We start from the raw sequence: 24,119 nt of genomic DNA on the forward strand, positions 1-24,119 counted from the left end.
GCTTAGTGGGTCACCTGGCGGTAATAAGCTTCCAGCTTTTCGCGGCCGTTCACGAAGCTTTGCTTGAGGCGGGGGTCAAAATGCGTACCCATGGAACCCATGATAATCTCGTTTGCATTGGAGAAAGACATGCGTTCCTTGTAGCAACGGCGACTGACCAGGGCGTCGTAAACGTCGGCCACGGCCATGATGCGGGCTTCGAAGGGAATCAGTTCCCCGGCCAGTCCATGGGGGTAGCCACTTCCGTCGAAACGTTCATGGTGGTAGTGGGCCACGTTACGGGCAATCTGCACCAGGTACGGGTCTTCGATAGAAGAAAGCAGGTTCTCTACGATGACGGCGCCCTTGGCGGCATGGGACTTCATGATGTTGTATTCTTCGTCGGTGAACTTGCCCGGCTTGCGCAAGATCATGTCGTCGATGGCGATCTTACCGATGTCATGCATAGGGGCGGCAACGATCAGAGCCTCATAGAATTTCTTGGGCAAGTTGAAACTGGGGTCTCGCTGCATCTCTTCGGTCAGGATGGCCACAACCTTGCTGGTACGCTTGATATGGCCGCCGGTATTGGAGTCGCGGCTTTCGACCATGCTGGCCATGTTCACGATCATCTGTTCCTGGATGGCGTGAATCTGGGAGGCGTTGCTCTTGGCCAACTGCTGCAGACGGTTGTTGTCGCTACCCAGCATCTGCACGTAGCGGTGGTATTCCGTATCTTCTTCGATTTTGAATAAAGTTGCGTAATCCCTGTCGGAATTGCCGGACTTCTTGACGGTGCACTTGAAGTGCCGGTCGCCGGTCTCGAATTCCTTTTCGTGGATGACGTTACCCTGGCGAATTTCGTTTGCCCATTCCTTAAAGAACTGCACGACACCGGGTTTGTTAGGCAAGGTATGGTCTACACGGCATTCCAGCAATTCGGGGAAATGGTTGTAGGCGATCTCGTTTCCGCCCAGGAATTTTTCGCTGGTAGAAATGGAAGCGTAGCCGTTGGCGTTTCCTGCTTCCAGGGAACGGAGTACGCTTTCGCTGATGTCATAGTGTTTGACACGTTCGCAGATATACAGTAACAGGAACTGGTCGAATACATAGACCGCCGGCATGATCAGCATATCGTTTTCCATGAAGCGGGCCAACAGGAAAGAAGCGATAGTGGAAGTTTCGATCAGGGCCAGGGCGAACAGGCTCTTGTAAGAGACGTTCTTCTTCTTGAAGAAGGTGTGGACGATAATGCTTACGTTTGCGACCAGGTAGACAAGGAGCATGACGTTGAACAGGTCATGACCCCAGCCGTAGTTCTGTACTACATAGTTACCCACACCGCTGGCGACTGCATAGGCAAAATCCTTATAATAGAGGTCGCTGTAGCCGATGGTGCAGACCATGCCGAAGATGGCAAAGCTGAGCAGGAACAGTACCAGCTGATAAGCCTGCTGGAAACGGACATGGCACACCTGCAAGATGGCGCAGAACAAGAAGAAGGGGAGGAATGCAGAACCTGCATAGCTCATCTTGACGGCCATAATGGCGCCGTCGGCCGTCTGAGACAAAGCCAGGAGCAAATGTCCCGCGCAGCAGATGAATAGAGCGAAGAATAACAGCGAATAAAGATGCGTGTTTCTTCCGTAGTTACGGAAATGCAGCACGTTGTTGATGGCTGCCAGAACGCACATTGTTATTAAATACCCAATAATCATACACAAAACTTCCTGAAATCAAATGTAAAAATTCAAAAACGAAAGTCCGCCTGCTTACAGAAATATGTTGCTAATATTATGTGTTGAGAAGTTTACAACACTTGGCCGCACAAACGATTGACTAGCAAACCACTTGGTTCTTGCCGTTTTTCTTGGCTTGATAGAGCAACCGGTCAGTCCTTCTAATCCACGGTCCCAATGACTCGTTGGCTATGTGCTTCGAAACACCCACAGAAATGGAAAAGTGGAAATTTTCCGTGTCGGAATGGACTTCTCGCTTCCTGATTTCTTCAAGCAAGGTCTGCATGATTCGTGGAGATACCTTGGAATTATTGCCGCTGACCAAAAATTCCTCGCCACCCCAGCGGCTGATAACGCAATCCTTGCAAATCTTTTTCATCTGGTTGGCGAGAATCATCAGAACCTGGTCGCCAACGTCGTGACCGTAGGTGTCGTTGATTTTCTTGAAGTTGTCTACATCGATCATGGCCAGCCACTGATTGGATGCCGCATTCTTATCGGCTAAAATCGGATCCAGTCTTGACATCATGTAGTATCTGTTGGCAAGCCCGGTCAGGGCGTCAAAATCAGCCTGCTTGATCAGCTTTTCTTCGGTCTTGATAATCAGTTTAGACGTTACCTGTGAGAAGCTGACCAAAAAGAAACACACCGCTCCCAGATTCATGCACAGAAACGCCAGCTTGACTGCCCCGCCGATCTGGTAGATTGGCCCTGCATAAACGGAATAGAGGGAGGAAACCATGCAGGAAATGACGATGAAAACCGAAAAGAGATTGGGCTTCGGATCGGGCTGCTTAAACTTCTTGGCCATGTACCGGATGTGGTAAATCAGGGGGATGGTGGACATGGCGTACAGCTGGAATCCGTAATCATAGCCGAGACATATGGTACAAATGAACATGTACAAGGTAAGCATGGTGTAGGTGGTCCATGTGACCTTGGTAAACTGTTTTTTGTGGATCCAGTAATAATGGAAAAAGTAGAAGCAGGCTACCGGGATGGAATAGTAGGCGAGGAACGTAGCGCCCATGAAGTAGTAAAAGGCCATCATCACGATGACCAGCACCGTAAGCACGGTGTTCACGACAAAGGCTGCCTTCTTAAGATCGTTTAGATTGGAAAGCATTAGACGACCACCTGGTTCTTGCCGTTTTCCTTGGCCTTGTACAAAAGCTTGTCGGCCCTGGTAACCCAGGTATCCAAGGTGTCGTTGGGTGTCTTATGGGTAACGCCGACCGAGATGGTAAAATGGATGTTACCGTGAGGGCTCTGTACAGAAACGCTCTCGACTTTTTTTACCAGATTTTCTAGAAGGGTCTGCGGATCTCCCTTGCCGCAAATCAAGAATTCCTCGCCGCCCCAGCGGCTGACTTCGCAGTCCTGGCAAACCTTGCGCAATGTTTCCGCCAACTTTTCAAGAACCCGGTCGCCGGTGGCGTGGCCGTACTTGTCGTTGATTTTCTTGAAGAAGTCGATGTCCAGCATGGCCACCCAGATGTTCTCGGAACTGTCGGTGAATTTGCTAGCCTGTCCGTCGGACTGTTCCTGGGATTCAAAGATTTCCTTCAGGTAGTCCTGCATCCTGTAACGGTTGGCAAGCCCGGTCAGGGCGTCAAAGTTAGCTTGCCTTCCCAGCATTATCTCAAAATCGATAATCTGGTTGATGGTGTTGCTAGAAAAGAAAATCAGGAAGTAGCACACAATGCAGATGTTCATCCCCAAAAAAATCAGGGGCGGTAGGCCGCCGATATGGTAGATGGGCCCCACCTTCACTGTGTACAGCGAAGAAATTAGGCTAGAAAGGAGGATGATGATGGAAAATCCGGCGGCCTTGGGGTCCCGCTGGTTGAATTTCTTGGAAATGTACTTCAGCTGGAAAATCAGGGGGATGGTGGACATGGTGTACAGCTGGAACCCGTAATCGTAGCCCAGGCATATGGTGCAAACGACCATGTACAAGGTGAGTAGGGCGTAGGTGCTCCAGGTGGATTCCACCATCCTGCGATTCCGGATCAGCAAGAAGTTGAAGGCGTATCCCAGGGCGATGAAGATGGAAAAGGTGACCAGGATATGGGCGCCGATGGCGTAGTAAATGACCATCATGATTAGCGTCAGGGCGATCATGAGGACGTTCATTCGGTTGGCGATTGTCTGGTTTTCTTGCAACCCTTTCTGGTTGGTGTCGGACATGATATGCATCTCCTTTCTTCTTGTAAAGAAAAGTAAATAAAAATGACGGAAAATGGAGATTTTTGGGGGCCTGCATAAAAAAAGACCCGCCAAAGACGGGTCTTTTTAACAGTCTAACTGTTAATATGTGATGTTTATCAAACGCGAATGGTTTTCTGCGTTTTTGTTAATGCACTCCGTTGCCTTCGGGGACGTCGCAGGTGACAGCCTTGCCATCGATTTCCAGTGCGATGGGGGCGGCGCCTTCGCCTGCGGTGCAGAACACTTCGCCGTTCTTGACGGAGAGAGCGATCTTGTCGAAATCCTTCAGCTTCAGTTCGCGAGGTTCGCTGGGCTGAACACCCTTGAACAATGCGCGGTCACCGGGCTTTGCGCCTTCGGGTACAGCCACCAGGCGGCACTTGTGGGATTCTGCTTCCAGGTCGCCTGCGAAGAGCATGCCTGCGCTCATGATACCGCGGAGGGGGGCCGGCTTCAGGTTTGCGAACAAGAGAATCATACGATCCTTAAGTTCGGATGCTTCGTAGCTAGCCTTCAGGCCGGAGCAAACGGTGCGGAGTTCGCCTTCGCCTGCGTCAACCTTCAGAACGTAGAGGGATGTTGCATCCGGATGGTCTGCCACTTCCACGATCTTTGCGGCGCGGAGGTCCATGGCGGCAGGAACATCGGCTGCGGTCAGGGGCTTGTTCTGCTTGGGCTTCTGCTGCTGTTGCTGCTGCTGGGGCTTCACTTCTTCTTCGATGCGGGGGAACAGGGGCTTGCCTTCACCGAAAGCTTCGCCACCCTTCATGAGACCCCAGACCAGGTCTTCAGCGCTTTCGAACTTGGTGCCCAGCATCTTGAGGCCTTCTTCAGCCTTGGTGGGGATCACCGGCCACAGCATGCAGAGGCTGAGGCGCACGGCTTCTGCGGCCACGTAAAGAACGGTAGCCAGTTCATCCTTGAGAGCCGGGTCCTTGGCCAGCTTCCAGGGAGCCTTGATTTCGAAGTAGCGGTTGATGCTACGGACCAGACTCATGATGTTTTCGATGGACTGGGAGAGGCGTGCCTGGGGCAGGTCCTGCTTAATGTCTTCGATAACCTTCTTGGCCAAGTTCATTACGTCGTTGGCGGCGTCATCCATAGTAACAGCTGCGGGCAGCTTGCCTTCGAAGTTGGTGAGAACCAGCTTGTGGACGCGGTTCAGAACGTTGCCCAGGTCGTTTGCCAAGTCGGCGTTAATGCGACGGACAAAGGAATCGTGGGTGAAGTTTGCGTCCTGGCCAACCACCATTTCGCGGGCGAGATAGTAGCGGAAGGCGTCGTCGCCATACTTTTCCATGTAGTCCATGGGCTTCACCACGTTACCGGCAGACTTACTCATCTTTTCGCCACCGTTCACCAGCCACCAGCCGTGAGCCAGAATATGCTTGGGCAGAGGAATGTCCAGGGCCATGAGCATGGTGGGCCAGTAAACACTGTGGGTGGTCAAGATGTCCTTACCGATCAGGTGGTAAGTGGCGGGCCAGATGGGGGTGCCATCGGCAAAAGTCTTGTGGAAGGCGGTGGAGGCGCTCACGTAGTTGAGCAAAGCGTCGAACCACACGTAGGTCACGTAGTCGCCGTCGAAAGGCAGAGGAATGCCCCAGCTGAGGCGTGCCTTCGGGCGGCTGATGCAAAGGTCGTTCAGCGGCTGACGGAGGAAGCCCAGGATTTCGTTACGACGGTAGTCGGGAACGATCCAGTCCGGGTTGTTGTTCAAATGGTCGATGAGCTGCTGCTGGTACTTGCTCATCTTGAAGAAGTAGTTCTTTTCCTTCAGCCATTCCACCGGGCGGTGACTAATGGGATCGCACTTGTTTTCGTCCAGTTCGTCTTCGCCGAAGAAACGTTCTTCGCCAACGGAATACCAGCCTTCGTATTCCTTGGAGTAGATTTCGCCCTTGTCCCAGAGCTTCTGGAGGCATTCCTGAACGTAAGCCTTATGTTCGGGGTAGGTGGTACGGATAAAGAAGTCGTTGCAGATGCCCATCTTCTTCCAGAGATCTTCGAAGTGATGGTAGTATTCGTCAACATGCTGCTGCGGGTCCACTTCGCGCTTGGCGGCGGCACGCTGCACCTTCTGGCCGTGTTCGTCGGTACCGGTCAAAAAGAAGGTCTGGTAGCCCAGAATCTTGTGGAAACGAGTAAGAATGTCTGCAAGGACGGTGGTGTAGGAGTGCCCGATATGGGGGGCATCATTCACATAGTAAATCGGGGTAGTAACGTAAAAGTTCTTCATATGCGCCCAAATTTAAAAAAAGACCGGGGGCGTGGCCTCGGTCCTATTATAAAATTAGCTTTTTATAGTTGCTTAACCCATTAGAAAGTCAAGTCTACGCCAATACCCACCATCTGGTTTTCACGATCGTAGTTGTTCTTGCCGTAGGCTTCCTTGTCGCCCTTCCATTCGTAGTAGAAACTGTGGAAGTAGCCCAGGTTGATCTTCATCCAGTCGGTGGCCTTGAAGGCGATACCGCCGCCGTAGCTGTTGGCATCGACGTTCATGTTCATTTCGGTCAGGTACTTGTCGCTGACTCCAATGCGTGAGAACTGGGCGCCTGCGCTAAGAGTCAAGCGGGAGATGATATCCCATTCGAAGCCCACCAGCATTTCGTTGGTGCTTTCCAGGTACTTGTCACCACCGTTTGCGTAGTTGGCGGCGGCATCAAAGAACCTGTGGTAGCCAAGTGCGCCGCGAACGCCCTGCACGAATTCGAACTGGGCGCCCAGGGAAAGGTAGCTAGGCATGTCGGCATCGGTCTTTACGCCGTCTGCATAGTTGGGGAAGGAGGCGGCCAGCTGCTTGGGCATCTTCTTGGTGTCGTTTTCAAGTTCCATGCGGGTGCGGTATTCGAACTTGGCGGCGACAGTCAGGCGCTTGTAGCGTACGTCCATGCTGAGGATCGGGGTGACGCCGTAGCCGGTCTGGTCCACGTCCATTTCGGCTTCGCCCATGCCGAGTTTGGAAAGGTCTGCCTTGACCTTGTAGTTGTTGGTGGCGTAGTTGAAGCGGGCGCCTACGTAACCTGAAATGTAGTCGTTAAAACGGTAGGCGGAACCCAGGGTCCATCCGAAGATGTAGCTGGAACCTTCAAGTTCGGCACTTCCGCCCACATCGCTCAGGAGCTTGCCCGGAGTGGCGGGATTTGCAAGGGTAAAGGCGTCAAACATGGGGAGTCCGTCATCGTAAGTGACGGTGCCGCCACCACCGGCGATGGTGAATGCGCCAGAAACGGTGACGTTGTTGTGGTGCCATGCGGCCAGGAAACTGGGCATGCTGGGCACGAAGGCTTCGCCTACATATTCCTTTTCGGCGCCGGTGGCGAAGGTGGTGTTGATGATTCGCTTCTGCCAGACGGTCTGGCTGTTCAAGGAGATGTTCCAGGTCTTCTGGAATTCGGTGGTTCCTGCCGGGTTGGTGTAGACGGCGTCCACATCGGTGGAGGCATCGCGGGCGATACCACGTACGAAATGGGCGGACTGGTTGGTGTTATGGGTGAGGCCGCCTGCAAAACTGGGGGTAATGGCGCAGGGAAGGGCCACGAGGACTGCCGCAAATAACTTGGAGGTGCGGTTCATAAGGATGTTTCCTATGGTTGAAAAGTCGTTTTTGATGGTCAAAAACTCTTGCCAAAGATAGAAGAAATAGCTGATATTAATAATATAGAATGCTTATATAAATATTACGTAAGAAACAAAACACAGTTTCCGTGAAAAAAGTAAGAAACTGGTGTCAGGGTGTAAATTCGATACAAAGTGCCCCAAAAGTTCTTTTAACCGGCTTTGGTTCATTTCCCATCAGTATCTTGAAAATCTAGTTGCTAAATTTTTCGCTCTAATTGTTTTTCTAACTTGTCCTTTCGTGGAAAAGATTAGAGAGTATATTCCCGAGGATTCAATTTTTGAGCGGCTCCTGTTGCTGCTCGTGGTAATCGTCGCCATCAAGTTTCTTGTTTGGTCCTTTCACAAGGTGATCGGTCGTATGACCAAGCGCGGGCTGGACCCGGCGGCGGTGCCCCTGGTGACGGACCTGTTCAGGTATTCCCTGTATGTAATAGGCCTTCTTGTAGGGCTGAATATTTTTGGCGTGAATACCAATGGAATTTTGGCCATGATCGGTGCCGCGAGCCTTGCCATTGGCCTTGCCCTTAAGGATACCCTGTCAAATGTGGCTTCGGGTATTTTGCTTTTGTTCCTTAACCCTTTCAAGGCTGGGGATTATATTGAATGCGGAAACGTCAAGGGAAAGATTGGTGGTATCGGGTTGTTTAATACGACCCTCAAGACGACGGATGGCCTGTATGTCTCTGCCCCGAACAGTTCCCTGTGGGGTGCTCCCATTGTGAATTTCAGCCGCAATAAGGTTCGCCGACTGGATTTGTCCGTTGGGGTCGCCTACGGCGCTTCCTTGGACGAGGTGTTTGATATTTTCCGCAAGATGGTCGCCGCAGAAGATCGTTTCCTGAAGGATCCTGCCGCCGCGATCTTTGTTGAGAATTTGGCCGACAGCAGCGTGAACGTTTCGGTACGCGTGTGGGTTCGTGCCAGTGATTTCCCGAGCCTTAAACGGGAATATCTCGAGAAGATAAAGAAATTGCTGGACGAAGGCAAGATTGAAATCCCCTTCCCCCAGCAAGTGGTTTACCTGAAACAGGATTGACTTTTACTCTAGACTACATTTCGTGGAGGTTGTAGCCTAGCATGACTCGGCCGCCGTTGTTGGCAAATCGGGAAATCTCGATGGTGATGGGATCGTTTGTGACGGTCTCGAATTCCACCATTTCGAAGGTGTTGCCGTAGGACATGGAACGGTAATATTTCTTGGAACCGTTTGCCTGGGGGACAGCAACACTCAGGTCCAGATCTTGCTGAATTCGACCGTTTGCAATCTGGTAAATGCCGGAGTTCAGCCAGGAAATGGCGAGCTTGTATTTTTTACCCTTGACCAGGTTCTTCTCGACGAACTTGATGGGTCCATTTTTGAAGAAGTCGTTGTTGTCGCCGATCCAATAGCGGGAACGGTTGCCCTTGATCATACCGCTGAAATTGGGACGGAACATGCCTACTTCAGACCCGCCTCCGTTATAGTTGTCCTTGGTGTAGCGGTTCCTGAGGATGTCGCTAAGGCCGGATGTGAGCAGCAAGGCCTTGACAACTTCGGGATGCCACTTGTAGAACGGATTCTTGGAAATCAGGTCGGTCACCATGGCTGCGGCCAGGGTGGGGGCGGCGCTGGGGTTGGCGGTAACGGCATCGTGGTCTACGAACTGGCCTGTCATAATCTGGGTCACCTTCTTATGACCGTTCAGGTACAGGTAGGTCATGGCGGAGATTTCGGGCTTGACATAGCTGTATCCGTTCTTGAAGTACGGGTTTACATCGTCGTGGGGGAGCATTTCGCCATTGTAGTATTGGTAGGGGGCTACGGAAATGGCGTTGTTGGCCAGGGCGAAGTTGTTCCTTTCGGCCATGGTTGCGAAGTCGATGGTTCTGTTATGGTAGATGAAGTCGTCCAGGATGGCGGCTTCTTCGTCATAGGTCAGCTTGTAGGCTTCGTTATCCTTGAAGATGTAGCCGAAGTAGGAATAGTCATGGACGCCGACGGCAAGGTCTTCGTTTCTGGGGCTATCGGGAAGATAGGTGTAGAAGTCCACGCTGTTGGCGCATGCGGCGTCAAAAAGGTACACGTTGGCAAAGGGCGCGATGTCCATGGCCAGGGTTACGTTGTAGGTTAGTTCCTCGGTCCTGTTGTAGCCGCGGCTCATGCTGAGGTTACATCCTGTCTTTTGCGTAAAGTTGACGTAACCGGGGAATGCCGTACCTTGGCTCATGAAGAACATTTTTGTGGCGACACCGACATAGCCGTTGTCATGGGCGTAGTTTCGAATGCCGTAGACGGAGTTCAGGCCGTTCTTGGTCATGTACATTTCGTTGTCGACCCTGTAGAAACTGCCCTGGTAATTGTACATGTCGGCACCGAATATGACGGAGTAGGGTGTGGTCTCGTAAGGGTAGATGCCCCTGTAACGGACCTTGATCTGGGGCGTATCGTAGTCCCCGACTACGGAAGTGTAGTGGTCTTCGAAGTCCTGGACCCTGGTCTTGAATTCGCTAAGGGGAATGTTGGAGCGTTCGTTGAAATCGAAACGATCCGCGTAACCGGTACTGTTGTCGTTGGTGAAGGAGGCGACGACATATCTGCCCAGGCTGGGCTCCTGTTCATTGGGGTTGTAAAGGTCTGCCATGCTGTTGTACAGGCCGCTGTATCTGGTGGCCAGTGGCGTAGCTTCCTGGACCTTCGCCTTTTTCAGGAGGACGGGCTGCTTCTGGTTTGAACCCAGGGCTCGTCCTAGGACGTCCCTTTTGAGCCGTACTGTATTTTCGGAGGCGGAGGCACACAGGGCCAACGAACCTACGACTACCATTGTTGTAAGTTTTTTCATCTTTGTTCCTTTGTTTGTTACCCTACACAAAAAGATGTGTAAAAACTAATAAATTATACAGTTGTTTCTTAACTTGTACTAAACTATACGTTGTTTTTGTTTACAACAAAGAAATAGAACTTCTGGATGGGCGCAGGATTTTTTTGGGGAAAAAGAAAAAGGCTTCTGGAGTGAACCAGAAACCTTTGAAAATACCCGGATCGCGATTCGAACGCGAGTCTGATCCTTAGGAGGGACCCGTTCTATCCAACTGAACTATCCAGGCAACAACTACGGCGGGGCCTTAGGCCTACTGCCATAAGCGCAACCAAATATAGTATAATTTTTTTGTGGGCGGGAGAAAATACTATCTTTTTGAACGTGAAGAAATCCTTTGTTGTTCTTATCGCGATTTTTGGCGTATTGCTTCTGCTGCCCTTTACTGTGCAGACGGTGGTTGATTTTTGTGGTACCTCCGATGAAGAGGCTGATTCTTCTGTTTCTGGCGGTCCGCGGCTCTTGTCCTTTGACATTTTCAAGGATACTTTTTACGGGCCTTTCAAGCGTGAAGCTTCCATGGTGGATAACGCCCGCAAGTTGAAGGCTGCCTGGCATGACGCCCGTGAGAACGTTGCTGCCGGCTCCAATGAGGGGGAACTGTCCCAGAATCTGGAACCTGTGGTAAATGCCCTTTCGGATCTTGAATCTGCGACTTTTGCGGTAAATACTTATGCGCAGCTGGACACGGCTGACGATGACTACAAATTGCTCCGCCGTGCTGACACTCTGTTGTATGTTCTGGAAGATGAACCGGAACATTTCCCGGAACTGGATTCCTGTTTGCGCGTGATTACGGAACGCTTTAGTGATTTTTCTGTATTGCGCGCCTTGGATGGTATTAGACGTTATGGTGTCTGGAAGGGAAGCTATCTCAGGGCTTTCGAAAAAACTGTGGAAAATGAAAATGCCTTGGTTCTGGCCATTCGTCCCAAGTACCAGCTGACGGTGTGGAAACTGTTCAGTGAGCCGGGCGAGAAGGTGGTCCTGGGGAATAATCCAGCAGATCTTTCTTCTGACCCGTGGCTTTATTACCGCCAGGATGTGGAATTTCTGGTTCAGCCGTCTCCGTTTGATGAACGCGCAGCCAAGTTAGACGATCCCATTAAGGCAATCCAAAAATTTAGGGACCAACTGAAGGCCAAGGGTGTGGAACTTCTGGTGGTGGTGGTTCCTGGTAAACCCTGCATCTACCCGGAACGACTGACCGGAGATAATGATATTAAGCCTGTGATGGGTGGCGGCGACTATAGAGGTCATGGCAAGACCGTTCTGGACAGCCTTACTGCCCTGGGCTTCAATACGGTAGACCTTTACACTCCCTTGTGGGCGGCCAAGGCCAACGATGGTGAACTGGGTGCCCTGTACTTGAATGACGATACCCACTGGACTCCTCGAGGCGCGGAACTGGCTGCCTGGGAAATCTACACCAAGGTTCAGAAGATGGTGGAAGATAGTCTGGTTGATGTGGGACCGGAATCTATAGAGTATGATGTTCAGGATAGTGCCGCAGACCGTATGGGTGACATCGGAGAAATGAGCGGCCTGAACAAGTTCAATGTGTTTAAGTCCCAGAAGGTGATGGGCCATGTGGTTGTCCCATTCAAGGATGATTTCCGCAATGCGAAGATCCTGATTCTCGGGGACAGTTTCAGCCGAATTTACCAGACGGATTCCCCGGTGAACGCCGGCTGGATCGCGCATTTCGCCAAGGACATGAAGCGTCCGGTGGCAAGCATTGTAAGCGATGGCGGTGCAAGTACCTTGGTCCGCGAAAAGCTGGCTCGTCGAGCTGGTGTGCTGAAGGGCAAGAAGCTCTTGATCTGGGAATTTGTGGAACGCGATCTGCGCTTTGGCGCAGAAGGCTGGAAGACGGTAGACTTTTAATCAAGGAAGTTGTGTATGGCAAGACGTGGAACTCCCACTCCGGGACAGGCAATTTTGGAAGGCATCGAATGGCTTAAGATGGACAAGGCTGAATTCGCCCGTCGCATCGGCGTGTCTATGGAAATGTTGGAAGCCCTGATTGCTGGAACCCAGCCCATTACTGCGGACCTGGCTTCTGCACTGGAATCTGTAACCGGCAGCCCCGCCGCCTACTGGAAAATGCTGGAAAGAAAATCAAAGAGCAGTGGTGAGCCATGAGTAATGAGCGGTGAGTTTAAGTAAGGCGCCTCCGGCGCGAATATTTAGCTCAAAGCTCGATGCTGATAACTCATATCTTATTTCTAAACGACTGGATCCTTCGACTACGGCCTTACAGGCCTTCGCTCAGGATGACTCCTCGTACCTCAAACCTCAAACCTCGTACCTGTCTTATGAATATTGTTGATGCTGTTTCTTATATGTGCGATTTGGCCAAGGGCCAGGCTCAGCAGTTTGATGTAATTGCTTCTACTTCCCATTCTGAAGGTCTGTCCGTTTTTCAGGGACAGGTACAGAATACAGAAATTTCTGACTCCGTCGGTCTCGGTGTCCGCGTGATCAAGGATGGCCATCCGGGTTATGCCTATACGGAACGTCTGACCAAGGAAGCGGTGGCGCAGACTTTGAAGGATGCTCTCTGTCATACTCAGTGGACGGAGTCCATCGATATCCAACTGCCCAAGCCTGTGGAAATGCCGGATGAATATCCCAACTACAACCCGGCCCTGGAATCCCTGAACTTGCAGCAGATGAAGGACTTCTGTATCGAACTAGAAAAAGAGACCTTCGCGAAGTCCAAGGAAATCGAGAACATTCCGTACCTGGGTGCGGATATGACTTCGGGTTCCTCGGTAATTGCAAATAGTGAAGGCGTGTTTTATAAGGGCAAGTCCAACTCCGCTTCTGTGGGGGCGGGTGCCGTGGCTGTCCGTGACGGTATCAAGAAGTTGGGCAATTTCGTGAAGTCGGGCCGTGACTGGAATCAGTTCAGCATCGATGAAATTGCCACAAGGGCCGCCGAATACGCTACCGAACTGTTCGGTGCCAAGAAGATCGAGGGCGGCAAGATTCCCGTGGTGTTCTCGGAAAGAGTTTCTGCCCGCATTGTGGGAATGTATTGCTCCGCTTTCGAAGCCGAAGCCATGCAGAAGGGACAGTCCCGCCTGGCCGGCATGGAAGGTCAGATGGTGGCTGGCGAAAAGTTCTCCATCGTTAACGACCCTCAGGGCGAATTGTTCCAGCACAAGTACCGCTGCGACTCCGAAGGCTGTGTGGCCAAGCGTGTGGAAGTGGTAAAGAACGGCGTGTTCAACGAAGCCCTCTACAATCTTGAGACGGCGGCCAGGGCTGGCCGCGAGACCACCGGCAATGGCGCCCGCGATTTCGGCAGCAAGATGGGGACTTCCTTTAACAACTTGCTGGTTCCCGCAGGTGAACTGACTACGGCCGGTTTGCTGAAGCTGTTCCCCAAGTGTCTGCTGGTTGTTCGCCTGGAAGGTGGCTCCGGCTGTAACGCCATTAGCGGTGAACTGTCTATGGGCGCTCACGGTTTCTGGTGCGAAAACGGCGTCATCCAGCATCCTGTAGATGGCGTGACCCTCAGCGGCAACTTCTTCGACATCATGAAGAACGTGGTGGATGTGGGTAGCGAATACCGGGACCCCTTCGGAACCTACATGGTGCCGGCATTAGCCGTAAGCGAACTCAGCGTTAGCGTTTAAAAAAAACGAGCCTGCGGGCTCGTTTTTTTAGTTATGAGTTATGAGCTGTGAGCAGTTAGCTAAAGTAAGGCGCCTTCGGCGCTATTATAATGACTCTTTGCTCAATGCTGAAAACTGATGGCTGAGTAGGGCGCTTCCGGCACGATTATCTAGCTCAAAGGAGCCGCAGGCTCCGCCCTCATCCCTCGTACCTCACACCTTTGCTTGCTTCTTCTGACGGTAGATCATTACGATCAGCCAGATGAGGCCGCTAAGGACCATGACGCTGCAAAGCGTCTGGCCGCGGCTCATGCCGAAGAGGTCGTTACGTCCAAGGTGTGCGTCAGACTTTCTGAAGAACTCGATGAAGAAGCGGAAGAGGCCGTAGCCCATCAGGTAGAGGCAGGGCATCTTGTCCTTGAGCAGCGGGATGCGCCTCAGGTTGTACAGGAGCACGAACAAGATAACACCCTCGAAGCACATTTCATAAAGCTGGCTGGGGTGGTGGAGGATAGGGTTGGCCAGTGAGCTGTCGTGGGCCAGGGGGAAGTACATGCCGATGGCGCTTGTCGTCACTTCACCGTAAAGTTCCCCGTTGATGAAGTTGCCCCAACGGCCCCAGGTATAGGCCAGGGGAGCTGCCAGGAAGCATAGGTTCAGGCCCTGCCAGACATCCATCTTGTTTCGCTTGAGACCGATAATGGTAAAGACGATGCCCAGGATGAGTCCGCCGTGGTAGCTCATGCCGGCGATACCGCTAAAGTGGTATCCCAGGGCGTCGTGGGTCATGGGCAGCAGGATTTCGGTGGGGTTGGCCAGGTAGTAGCCAGGCTTGTAGAAGATCACATAGCCCAGTCGTGCGCCCAGGATGATACCGGCGATAATCCAGGTGAACAGGCTGTCGAACTGGTCCTTGGTGTAGCCCAGCTTGTCCTTCTTGTTGATGTGCCACAGCGTAAGGTAGGCTGTGACGAAGGCGAAGATGTACATGATGCCGTACCAGCGCACCGGGAAGTTGCCAAGTTCAATGGCGGTACCGTCAAAGTAAGTGGGAATCAAGTTCCACCAAGATAAATCCATGTTGTTCTCCTATTTCTTCTTTCCGCCAGTGACGTACTGGTGGGCCCAATAATTGATTAGCATGCCGGCCACCTGGGTGGTGGGCTGGGGGCGCAAGCCCTGGTTGTCGTAAATCTGCAAAACTACGATGATGATCGCCTTGCTGGGGTCTTCCTTGCTTTCGGCGAATCCCATGAACCAGTCGTAGCGGCCCTTGGGGTCGGAACCGTCCAGGGAGCCTGTCTTGCCGCCGATGTTCAGGGCGTTATAGTTCTTGCGGGCCATGTGCCTGGTGGAGATGTTCTTGCGGGCGGTGCCGTGGGTCACGGAGCGGATCATGGCCTGACGGAGTCCGTAGTAGGTGTTTTCGCTGAACTTGTTCACGTCCAGGGCCAGGCGGGTCTTGGGGGCGTAGCCGTCGAGGTCCGGGGTGGTGGACCAGGGGATTTCAAGAGGCTTCTTCATGAGGATGGCGCGGACCTGCGCGGCGGCCTGTAGGGGCGACAGCGTGGTGGCTTCGGTGAAGCCACAGCTGGCTTCGGCTAGCCCGTAGCCAGTGTCCGGCGGCGTAAAGCTGGACCTGCCCGGAAGTCCTGCGGCGTAGTTCATGTTGTAACCCAGGTTGCGGGCGGCGGCCTTAAGCTTGCTTGCTCCCACGTTCATGCCGATGAGGGCCAGGGGCGGGTTGTAGGAATGGGCGTAGGCGTCCTGCATTTCTACGGTGGGGCCATGATAATTCTGGGGAACCCTGAGCTGGTTCTTGTAAAGATGGTGGGCGCGGCCGATGAGCGGGATCGAGGTGTTCAGGGCGTAGCGGTTGCTTTCCATGGCGGCGGCGATGGTGATTGTCTTTGCCAGGGAGGCGGCGGGGAAGGTGTTGCGGGTCAGGTAGTCCGGCTGGTTCTGGACAGCGTTGTTCTTGCGTTCGCCCCAGGCCATGATTTCGTTGCTCTTGGCGTCTACGATCAGGATGATGGCGTTTTCGGGCTTGAATCGACGGAGCAGGTTGTCGATCTTTTCGGCCATGAACACGTCTTTCTGGCTCTTGATGTGGGCGCTGTCGATGATTTCTACGGCAGGCGGGTTGGATGGGGCGATTTCTGCAGTTACCGCCATCTGTGTATTTTCGATGTCTTCGGCGGTGGGCCCTTCGAACATCTTTGCGGATTCAGACGGACCGGCTGCTTTTATCTCTTGCGCCTGATTGCCTGCGGCAACTTCTTCCTTGTTATAATCGTTAGCGGGCTCTGCCTGAGTCTCCACCTTTAACTCGGCGGCTTCCGCCCCGGAAATCTTGTCTTTATAGATACACGAACCGATGCCTGCGCAAATTCCAATGAAAACGAAGATGGCGATGGCGCGGTTCCTCATGCGGACTGCATAGGGGAGTCGGTTAGGTTCTTCGTAAGGTTTGATGGTCATTTAAACGTTCTTTACAAATATCGTTTTTCGGTAGTATTCCAGTTCGGCGATGCTTTCGCGGATGTCGTCCAGGGCCTGGTGCTTTTCCATCTTCTCGAATTCGGGGAGGTTGGGGTACCAGCGGAAGGTCAGTTCCTTGATGGAGCTGACGTCGACGTTTCGGTAGTTGAGCCATCCGGAGAGCTTGGGCATGTACTTGTAGAGGAATCGGCGGTCCTGGGTGATGGAGTTGCCGCAGAGTACGTTGCCCCGTTCCTGGGTAAAGGGCTTGATGAAGTCCAGTGTCATTTTTTCGGCGTCGGCTACGGTGATTTTCGATTTGCGGCAGCGGTCCACCAGGCCACTCTGGGTGTGGTGGCGGGTGTTCCAGGCGTCCATGCCTTCGAAGATGTTTTCGGTCTGATGAATTGCGATGACGGGGCCTTCGGCCAGGATCTTCAGGTTTCCGTCGGTCACGATGGTTGCCACTTCAAGGATTACATCCTTTTCTGGGTCCAGCCCGGACATTTCCAGGTCCATCCACACGAGGTTCGGCGCACTTTTAATTCTTACCATAGCGGGGGCAAATGTAGATTATTGTTTGTCAATGCTTTGGAAACGTTTTTAAAGGTGGCGTGGTTTTGGCGTGGTGACCGAAAATGGGGCTGCTTCAATCCTGATGTAAGATTTCTGTAAGTTTTTTATTATAATTTTTTCGCGGTCTCGCCAATGGTGTGACTTTAATCAACAAAATGAAATTTCTACATTTGGTAATAGTTAACTGACTCAAATCTTAACCTTTGGGAATATATGGAAGAAGTTGTAATCACTGGTATGGGCTGCGTTTCTGCCCTTGGTAACTCTCCCGACGTTCTTTGGGACAGCCTCCTCGCAGGTAAGTCCGGCATCACCCCGATCACTCGCTTTGATGCAACCAACTTTACCACCAAGTTCTCCGCTAGCGTGAACGAATTCGTTGCTGACGAATACTTCAGCTCTCGCGACCAGTCCCGCTACTCCCGTAGCATCCAGTATGCCGTTTACTCTGCATACAAGGCCCTGGCCGATGCAGGTGTCGATCCTGCTGCAGAAGATCCCAGCCGCGCCGGTGTGATCATCGGTTCCGGTATCGGTGGCATGAAGATTTACACCGACACTTGCGTTGCCTATGCAACTCGCGGTCCTAGCCGTGTGTCTCCGTTCTTCATTCCCATGGCTATCACCAATATGCCTGCCGGTGAAGTTTCTAACCGCATTGGCTGGATGGGCCCCTGCTTCGCAGTGACCTCCGCTTGCGCTACTTCCAACCACGCTATCGCTGCCGCCTACGACGCTATCCGTCTGGGCCGTGCCGACATCATGCTGGCTGGCGGTGCCGACGAAACCGTGAACGAAGTTGCTGTTGCCGGTTTCTGCTCCATGAAGGCACTGTCCAAGCGTAACGACGATCCGACCACCGCTTCCCGCCCGTTCGACGTTGACCGCGACGGTTTCGTTATCGGTGAAGGTGCTGGCGTGCTCGTTCTCGAAAGCCTTTCTCACGCTCAGAAGCGTGGCGCAAAGATCCTCGCCCGCGTTGCCGGTGTTGGCATGAGCGCCGACGCTCACCACATGTCCGCTCCTCGTGAAGACGGTGAAGGCGTTCGCATGGCTATCGAAATGGCTCTCCGCGATGCTAAGATTTCTGCTTCCGACGTTGGCTACGTCAACACCCACGGTACTTCTACTCCGCTGGGCGACGTTGCTGAATGCTCCGCTCTCGAAAAGGTCTTCGGTCTCCGCGACACTCTGAAGATCAACTCTTCCAAGTGCATGATCGGTCACGCTCTCGGTGCTGCCGGTGCTCTCGAAGCAATCATCACCATCAAGTCTCTCCAGAACCAGATGATCCACGCTACCACCAACGTGTTCAACCAGGACGAACGTATCCACTTTGACGTTTGCGCCAACAAGAACACTGCTCATAGCTTCAAGTACGCTATGTCCGATGGCTTCGGCTTCGGTGGCCACAACAGCGTCGTGCTCCTGGCTAAGGACTAATGAGACCGCTCGGCCTTTTGGCCCTTCGGCTCAAATCTGATTTTAGGAAACCTCTTGGCTTATGCCGAGAGGTTTTCTATTTTTGCAGCCCGATGAAAAGAGTGTTGAAATATATGCTTGCCGGTGTGCTGGCTGGAACTGGTGCGGCTCAGGCCGACAGCTTCCTTGGTCCCATGACCTGGCGAGATTCCACCTGGGATTACCGCTCCGAGGATCCTCAGGAAAATCACGAGTTCAGTGCCCTGAAGCTGACGGGCGTGGCCTCTACGACCCTGATCGCCTACGGTGCAGCCTACTGGCTTGTCTTTGACAAGGGCTGGTGGGGCGAGAACGGCAACGATTTCCACTTTGAAAACGATTTTGACTACGCCTTGAACCTGGACAAGCTGGGGCATTTTGCCTCGGGTGTGGCTCTGGGCGAATTCTTCTACGAAGGTTACCACTGGGCTGGTGTCTCGGAATTCTATTCCTACCTGTTCGCTGGTCTTTCTGCCATGTCCACCCATATCGCCATCGACATCAAGGACGGCTTCGCTCCCAGCTGGGGTTTCAGCATCTTTGACGTTCTGTCCGGGTCCCTTGGCGGTTTCTTGCCTATGGCAGAACGCTATGTTCCGCTGTTCAAGTATGTGGACCTCAAGTGGAGCTACTGGATCAATACCAAGGTTTACTACCGCCAGGACCACCAGGCTTCAGACGGCATCTTTACCGACGACTACGTGAACCAGACTTACTGGGCTAGCTTCAAGCCTTACCGCATGCTGCCCGCCGCAGCCCGCGCCTATTACCCCAGCTGGCTTGCCATTGCCGTGGGTCTCAGCATTGACGAGGGCGTCTTCATCAAGCATTACGAGGGAACGCCCCATCGCGAAGTCTACATCGCCCTGGACTACGACCTTGAAGCCTTCCGGCCCCAGAGTCGTCTGGCCCGCCAAATTGTGCGTTACTTGAACTACTTCAAGTTCCCGGCTCCCACGGTGCAGGTTTACCCCGAAGTCCACTGGTACCTGATGTACCCCATCAAGTTTTAAAAAAAAAGCGGGGCGAATTTAGTTATTTATCCTTTGCATTGCAAAATGGGGAAAGAAATATATCTTTAGTTGCATGAATAAAATTTTCGTTCCCTTTCTTTGCTTCTTCCTGCCCACTTTAGCAATATCCGTGCCTGTCACGGGTTCTTTTACGGATTCTCGAGACGGTCAGACTTACAAAACCGTCAAAATTGGCTCAAAAACGTGGATGTCCCAGAATTTGAACTTTAAGTCCGAAGGGAGTGCCTGTTACGATAACAGTGACGAAAACTGTAAAAGGTACGGCAGACTGTATGCATTTTCATCCGCTGTAAAATCCTGCCCCCGAGGCTGGCATCTGCCCGATAACGACGAATGGACCATGTTCAAACGCTTTATCGAAGATAGCGACGGAAAGGAAGAAGCATGGGTCAGCCTAAAGTCCAGGGACAAATGGGACGGCTCCGACCGTTATGGTTTCGACGTGGTTCCGGCAGGGAAGGCTACGGATGAGTTTGTAGATCTGGGTGTGTCTGCCCATTTCTGGAGCGCTACCGAAGAAGATGGTGATGCCTTTGGTTGGCATCTGGCTCCTCCGGGGGACTTTTCCAGGGATTTCGATATCAGCACCAATATGTACTCGGTGCGTTGCCTACGCGATTAGCGTGAGCGTCCTTTTTACTTGAATTTGGCTGTGTAGGTGGCCCCGGCCGATGCGTAGACAAAACGGGGATTCTGGGTGGATCCATCTTCCCATTCTACGAAGATGCCGCCGTTTCCGCTGGCTGTCAACTTCATGGGGTGACCGTTAAAGAAATTGCCTGTGTAGCTCTGGCTGGGCAGGGCGATATCATCTAGCAGCACTGTTCCCAGTCCTGTGGCGCTGATGGTCATCTTCACCAGGGATTCAAGGCCAAATTCGTTCTGGAATTCCTGGATGACCTTGCTGTCCCTGCTGCGGGACCAGGTCTTGAGGCAGGAGCCCGTATATTCAAATCCGTTGTTGCAACTGTTGGTGTACCATAACTGAGCCCTGGGGAATTTATTCATATCGCGGGTAATATCGGAAATGGGCATGGTGGATACCATCTTGTCGACAGCGGTTTCAACCTTTGCGGAATTGACAAAACTGTTGTACAGGACGGCAGCCCTGTTTATGAAGGTGCGCCTGAAGTTCTCGTTCTTGATAATGTTGTTGTACAGGTTGTGGAAGCAGAGGCTGTTGCTGGACTTGTAGCAGGATCCGCTTGTGGTTCCGCCGTTCTTGATCCATGTAAATATGTTGGTGCTCTGGCCAAAACCGCTAACGTTCCAGGTCCAGTCAAAACCGTGGTCGATGTCGAAGGCCATGAACTTCCAGGGCTGTTCTACGGAGTGCCAGGCACGAAGGTTGTTGTTGGGCCAGTCTCCGTTGTGGTAGTAGATTTCTGCCGCCATGTAGTCAACGTAGCTGGCGATGTCCAGCATGGTTCCCAGGGTGATGTAGTTGGCGTCTATGGTCAGGTCGTTATTGACGGCGTAGTTCAGCATGCTGATGTAACCTTCGCTGGTACCACCGCTGGCGCTGATATCCGTGTTCGTATGCTTGATGACGTCCACGCCCTTGGAATCGATTCCGTAGTTGGTCTCTACGAAATGTTCGTTCAACTTTTCACGCATGTCGTGAATGCCGTAATAGACTCCGTTATAGAAAACCACCACCTGGCGAGAACGCTGGTAATCCACATGGGTCCCTTCCAGCAGGCTTACGGCCATGGGGTCTTCGATGTAGTCGCTGACAAAGCGGTTGCCGTTGTTGCGGAGGTTGAATGCCTTGAACTTTTTCTTTTCGGGGCGGGTGTCAAAAAGCGGGTACTTCAGACGGCCGTCCTGGTATTCCTTGCGCATGGCGATCGAAACGGATTTCTTGATCTGGTTTCGGCTCCAGCCGCCCATGATGGAAATCCCGGCGTCAATTTCGAAATCCTTCTGGGTGGAACGGCTGCCGTTGGCGAAGTATTCGACATGTACCGGGTACTCCACGTCTTCCCAGAACTTGGCGGAGTAACAGGGGTCCGGGGAGCATTTGGGGGCCGCGACGTAACCGTTGAAATATTCCGGAGCCACGCTGATGGCCACTACGGGCATCGAAATGGTTTCGTTGATAAAGTAGGTCTGGGTTTCCTTGGCGACGATGTCGTTACCGATAAATTCGTAGCAGCGAACGGCAGTTGTAGAAGAGATGTTCTTGTTGCTTGCCTGGGCCGTGGCACTGGTGGGTTCGGAACCGTCGTAAGTGCAACGGATCACACCGCCATTCTTCGGGGTAGGGGCGGTCAGGGTAAAGGCTGAGTAGAATCCTGCCGGCGGAAGGGCTGAGGCCGGAGTCTCGGTTTTCTGCGACGAGGAGCTTGCCTGTGATGCAGATGATTTTGGGACGTCAATAGAAGAACTGCTAACCGGTTTGACGGAACTGTCAGATGAATCCGTCTTACTGTCAGAAGATTTACCGCTGGCTATCGAACTGGAGGATGTCTTGAACAGAGACATGTCTGAACTGGACCTGAAAAGGTCGGAAGGAACATCGATGTCTACCGGGTCGCCTAGAACACCGTCCTTGATGGAAACGGTAACGATTTCTTCGTAGTTTTCGCTAGAACAACTTGCGAACAGGAACGAGATAACCGCCAGTGACGGTATCAGGGAGAGAATGCTCTGGCGAAACTTTAAATGCATACATTTAATTTAATTAATCCCTCAGACAGCGGACTCCGGCTGTTGTGCCTTTATCGGCGTACGAGGGGGTAAGCGTCGTCAATTAATTATGAGGTATGAATTACGAGTTATGAGATTTAGCTACGTGGCGTAGCCGCCAAATTTTAACCTCGAAGCGAGCCCCGCGAGCGCCCTCGAACCTCGTGCCTCATCAACAATTTCTATCTTCTTTCTTTGGAGTGAACAAATGAATCGACTGTTACCTTTTGCCCTGGCCCTGTTCGCGGCAACCATGTTCTTTACCGCCTGCGGTGACGACGACAGCAGCAGCTTCGTTGAACCGGAAAAGGAATCCTCGTCTAGCGAAATCCTGAGCGGCGGCGACGGGACCAGTGACGGCAATGGAGACAAATCTAGCAGCAGTGTCTCGTCTTCGACTACGAACAGCTCTTCCTCCGCAAAATCCAGCTCGTCCACGGACTCCATGAGCAGTTCTTTGAATGGATTGATTCCGGAATCTTGCGAAGAAAAGGATGAGAATCGTATTTTGACCATTTATGATACTGGGGAGAGATATGTTTGCAAGAGTGGTCAATATGTCAAGATTGAGTCCAGCAGCTCTAGTAAAGTAAAGAAAACGTGTTCCGCAGATGAAGAGGGAACAACTCGGAGAGAGGATGGGATGCGATTTGTCTGCGAAGATGGATATTGGGTCCCAGTGGAATCATCTAGTTCGGCTGTGCCCACTAGCAGCTATTTCGACATGACGAACCAGTTTAACGAGAAGGTGTCATACGGCGAGTTCACCGACCCGCGCGACGGACACAAGTATCGTACGGTGAGCTTGTATGATGACACCTTCGAGAGAACCTATGTTATCTTTGCCGAAAACCTGAATTATGGTAAGATGGTGTCTGGCGGTACGGTGCAGGGAGACTCCACGAAGTACTGTTACGATGACGACCCGTGGTACTGCGAGAACGGCTGGGGCGGTCTCTATACCTGGAGCAATGCAATGGGCTTTCCTGCCGTATGTGACAGTGTATCCATCAGTGCGGAGGCCTGCTCGCAAAAATTTGTTTATCCCAGTGGATATGGACAACCCCAGAACTATGTCCAGCATCAGGGAATCTGCCCGGAGGGCTGGCACATTGTTAATGCTGGAGAATGGGCTCATTTAGACCAGAGAACAGGTGGCAGTGTCGCCCACTATATGGGCTCGAAGGTCGCCGGCTTCGGTAGCAACAACTACGGCCTGTCGATACTGCCTGCTGGGTATTGGTTGCGTTACGAAAATAACACCACTCTTTATAAACTTATAAAGGTACAGACGTTTTTCTGGTCGCCGCAGCAATCAAAAGATTATCCTGAAAAAGCGCATCTCATCTCAATTGATTCACAAGAAATGGCTCGTCTTAGCGAAGAGCCTAAATCAAAACGAGCGTTTTCCGTCCGCTGTGTAAAAAACTACTAACTATAACAAGATTTTAAACAAATTAATAAAGCCTTTTTGGAGAAAGGCTATAGGGGTTATGTGTCTAAATTCAACAAGAAGAACAAAAAGTCTAAGAAAAACAACCGCAATAATTACAAAATTGAGTCTCTAGAACCAAGACTCTTGATGGACGCTGCGTAAAAATGATGCTCACATATAAATTTTTTATTTTTCAAACGAGTTATGACAAGGATATTTGAATGAACCTGCTCAGAATTTTTTGCCTTGCCCTGTGCGCCATGTTGACTTTCTTCTTTACCGCCTGCGGTGACGACTCCGGGAGTGGCGCAAGCGACGAAATTTCCGTGAACTCGAGCGACGACGAAGGCCTCGACGCCGCCTCCAGCACAAGTGTCACAGCTGGCGAAGCCAATGAATCCAAGAAG

The 24,119-nt window shown here is 52.2% G+C and carries 20 protein-coding genes and 1 tRNA gene; 10 read left to right on the forward strand and 11 right to left on the reverse strand.

Annotation, left to right across the window (positions count from 1 at the left end):
• Positions 1–2: 2 nt before the first annotated feature.
• The 5 genes from BUB38_RS10965 to BUB38_RS10985 form a co-directional block, all read right to left on the reverse strand.
• Positions 3–1,697 carry an HD domain-containing phosphohydrolase gene (locus tag BUB38_RS10965; protein WP_073160481.1) on the reverse strand — a complete coding sequence of 565 codons (1,695 nt, stop codon included), beginning with the start codon at positions 1,695–1,697 and terminating at the stop codon, positions 3–5.
• A gap of 121 nt (positions 1,698–1,818) precedes the next feature.
• Positions 1,819–2,844, reverse strand: a complete 1,026-nt coding sequence (locus BUB38_RS10970) for a GGDEF domain-containing protein (protein ID WP_073160483.1) — start codon at positions 2,842–2,844, stop codon at positions 1,819–1,821.
• A complete protein-coding gene (locus BUB38_RS10975) occupies positions 2,844–3,908 on the reverse strand; it encodes a GGDEF domain-containing protein (RefSeq protein WP_170932286.1) in 1,065 nt (354 codons plus the stop codon). The genes BUB38_RS10970 and BUB38_RS10975 overlap by 1 nt, the downstream gene beginning before the upstream one ends.
• 166 nt (positions 3,909–4,074) lie before the next feature.
• A complete protein-coding gene (gene metG, locus BUB38_RS10980) occupies positions 4,075–6,168 on the reverse strand; it encodes a methionine--tRNA ligase (protein ID WP_073160487.1) in 2,094 nt (697 codons plus the stop codon).
• 80 nt (positions 6,169–6,248) lie between these two features.
• Complete coding sequence (locus tag BUB38_RS10985; protein ID WP_139258416.1) at positions 6,249–7,550, reverse strand: OmpP1/FadL family transporter; 1,302 nt, start codon at positions 7,548–7,550, stop codon at positions 6,249–6,251.
• Positions 7,551–7,791: 241 nt separating this feature from the next.
• Here BUB38_RS10985 and BUB38_RS10990 point away from each other — a divergent pair, with 241 nt between their 5' ends.
• Positions 7,792–8,589, forward strand: a complete 798-nt coding sequence (locus BUB38_RS10990) for a mechanosensitive ion channel family protein (protein ID WP_073160491.1) — start codon at positions 7,792–7,794, stop codon at positions 8,587–8,589.
• Between the two features lie 13 nt (positions 8,590–8,602).
• On the opposite strand, the gene BUB38_RS10995 is transcribed toward BUB38_RS10990, so the two are convergent.
• Positions 8,603–10,372: a S8/S53 family peptidase gene (locus tag BUB38_RS10995; protein ID WP_139258417.1), complete on the reverse strand. Its 1,770-nt coding sequence runs from the start codon at positions 10,370–10,372 to the stop codon at positions 8,603–8,605.
• Between the two features lie 192 nt (positions 10,373–10,564).
• Positions 10,565–10,637, reverse strand: a tRNA-Arg gene (locus BUB38_RS11000).
• A 95-nt stretch (positions 10,638–10,732) separates the two neighbouring features.
• Between BUB38_RS11000 and BUB38_RS11005 the strand changes: the two genes are divergently transcribed.
• From BUB38_RS11005 to BUB38_RS11015, 3 genes are all read left to right on the forward strand, one after another.
• Positions 10,733–12,295 carry an alginate O-acetyltransferase AlgX-related protein gene (locus BUB38_RS11005; protein WP_073160529.1) on the forward strand — a complete coding sequence of 521 codons (1,563 nt, stop codon included), beginning with the start codon at positions 10,733–10,735 and terminating at the stop codon, positions 12,293–12,295.
• Positions 12,296–12,310: 15 nt separating this feature from the next.
• A complete protein-coding gene (locus BUB38_RS11010; protein WP_073160495.1) occupies positions 12,311–12,553 on the forward strand; it encodes a helix-turn-helix transcriptional regulator in 243 nt (80 codons plus the stop codon).
• 173 nt (positions 12,554–12,726) lie between these two features.
• Positions 12,727–14,055 (forward strand): TldD/PmbA family protein, encoded by a 1,329-nt coding sequence (locus BUB38_RS11015; RefSeq protein ID WP_073160497.1) that lies wholly within the window; start codon positions 12,727–12,729, stop codon positions 14,053–14,055.
• Between the two features lie 192 nt (positions 14,056–14,247).
• Here BUB38_RS11015 and lgt read toward each other — a convergent pair whose 3' ends face one another.
• From lgt to orn, 3 genes are read right to left on the reverse strand one after another with little or no spacing between them, the layout of a single operon-like run.
• Positions 14,248–15,114, reverse strand: coding sequence for a prolipoprotein diacylglyceryl transferase (gene lgt, locus BUB38_RS11020; protein WP_073160499.1), 867 nt, complete (start codon positions 15,112–15,114; stop codon positions 14,248–14,250).
• 9 nt (positions 15,115–15,123) lie between these two features.
• Entirely contained in the window at positions 15,124–16,515 is a 1,392-nt protein-coding gene (locus BUB38_RS11025; RefSeq protein WP_073160501.1) for a penicillin-binding transpeptidase domain-containing protein, read from the reverse strand.
• Positions 16,516–17,061 (reverse strand): oligoribonuclease, encoded by a 546-nt coding sequence (gene orn, locus BUB38_RS11030; RefSeq protein ID WP_073160531.1) that lies wholly within the window; start codon positions 17,059–17,061, stop codon positions 16,516–16,518.
• Between the two features lie 243 nt (positions 17,062–17,304).
• Between orn and fabF the strand changes: the two genes are divergently transcribed.
• The 3 genes from fabF to BUB38_RS11045 all read left to right on the forward strand — a co-directional run bounded on the left by fabF (position 17,305) and on the right by BUB38_RS11045 (position 20,208).
• Positions 17,305–18,534, forward strand: coding sequence for a beta-ketoacyl-ACP synthase II (gene fabF / locus BUB38_RS11035; RefSeq protein WP_073160503.1), 1,230 nt, complete (start codon positions 17,305–17,307; stop codon positions 18,532–18,534).
• Positions 18,535–18,626: 92 nt separating this feature from the next.
• Positions 18,627–19,565, forward strand: coding sequence for a YfiM family protein (locus BUB38_RS11040; RefSeq protein WP_249269337.1), 939 nt, complete (start codon positions 18,627–18,629; stop codon positions 19,563–19,565).
• A gap of 73 nt (positions 19,566–19,638) precedes the next feature.
• Positions 19,639–20,208 (forward strand): fibrobacter succinogenes major paralogous domain-containing protein, encoded by a 570-nt coding sequence (locus tag BUB38_RS11045; protein ID WP_073160505.1) that lies wholly within the window; start codon positions 19,639–19,641, stop codon positions 20,206–20,208.
• Positions 20,209–20,222: 14 nt separating this feature from the next.
• On the opposite strand, the gene BUB38_RS11050 is transcribed toward BUB38_RS11045, so the two are convergent.
• Positions 20,223–22,259: a CotH kinase family protein gene (locus BUB38_RS11050; protein WP_073160507.1), complete on the reverse strand. Its 2,037-nt coding sequence runs from the start codon at positions 22,257–22,259 to the stop codon at positions 20,223–20,225.
• A gap of 226 nt (positions 22,260–22,485) precedes the next feature.
• Between BUB38_RS11050 and BUB38_RS11060 the strand changes: the two genes are divergently transcribed.
• The 3 genes from BUB38_RS11060 to BUB38_RS11065 form a co-directional block, all read left to right on the forward strand.
• On the forward strand, positions 22,486–23,712 hold the full coding sequence (locus BUB38_RS11060) for an FISUMP domain-containing protein (RefSeq protein WP_083542120.1): 1,227 nt from the start codon (positions 22,486–22,488) through the stop codon (positions 23,710–23,712).
• Positions 23,713–23,772: 60 nt separating this feature from the next.
• Positions 23,773–23,874, forward strand: a complete 102-nt coding sequence (locus BUB38_RS17040) for an LEPR-XLL domain-containing protein (protein WP_158535571.1) — start codon at positions 23,773–23,775, stop codon at positions 23,872–23,874.
• Positions 23,875–23,933: 59 nt separating this feature from the next.
• A partial coding sequence (locus BUB38_RS11065) for a hypothetical protein (RefSeq protein ID WP_139258418.1) occupies positions 23,934–24,119 on the forward strand: 186 nt, incomplete at its 3' end.

Source organism: Fibrobacter sp. UWH5 (assembly GCF_900142505.1).
Taxonomy (GTDB): Bacteria; Fibrobacterota; Fibrobacteria; order Fibrobacterales; family Fibrobacteraceae; genus Fibrobacter.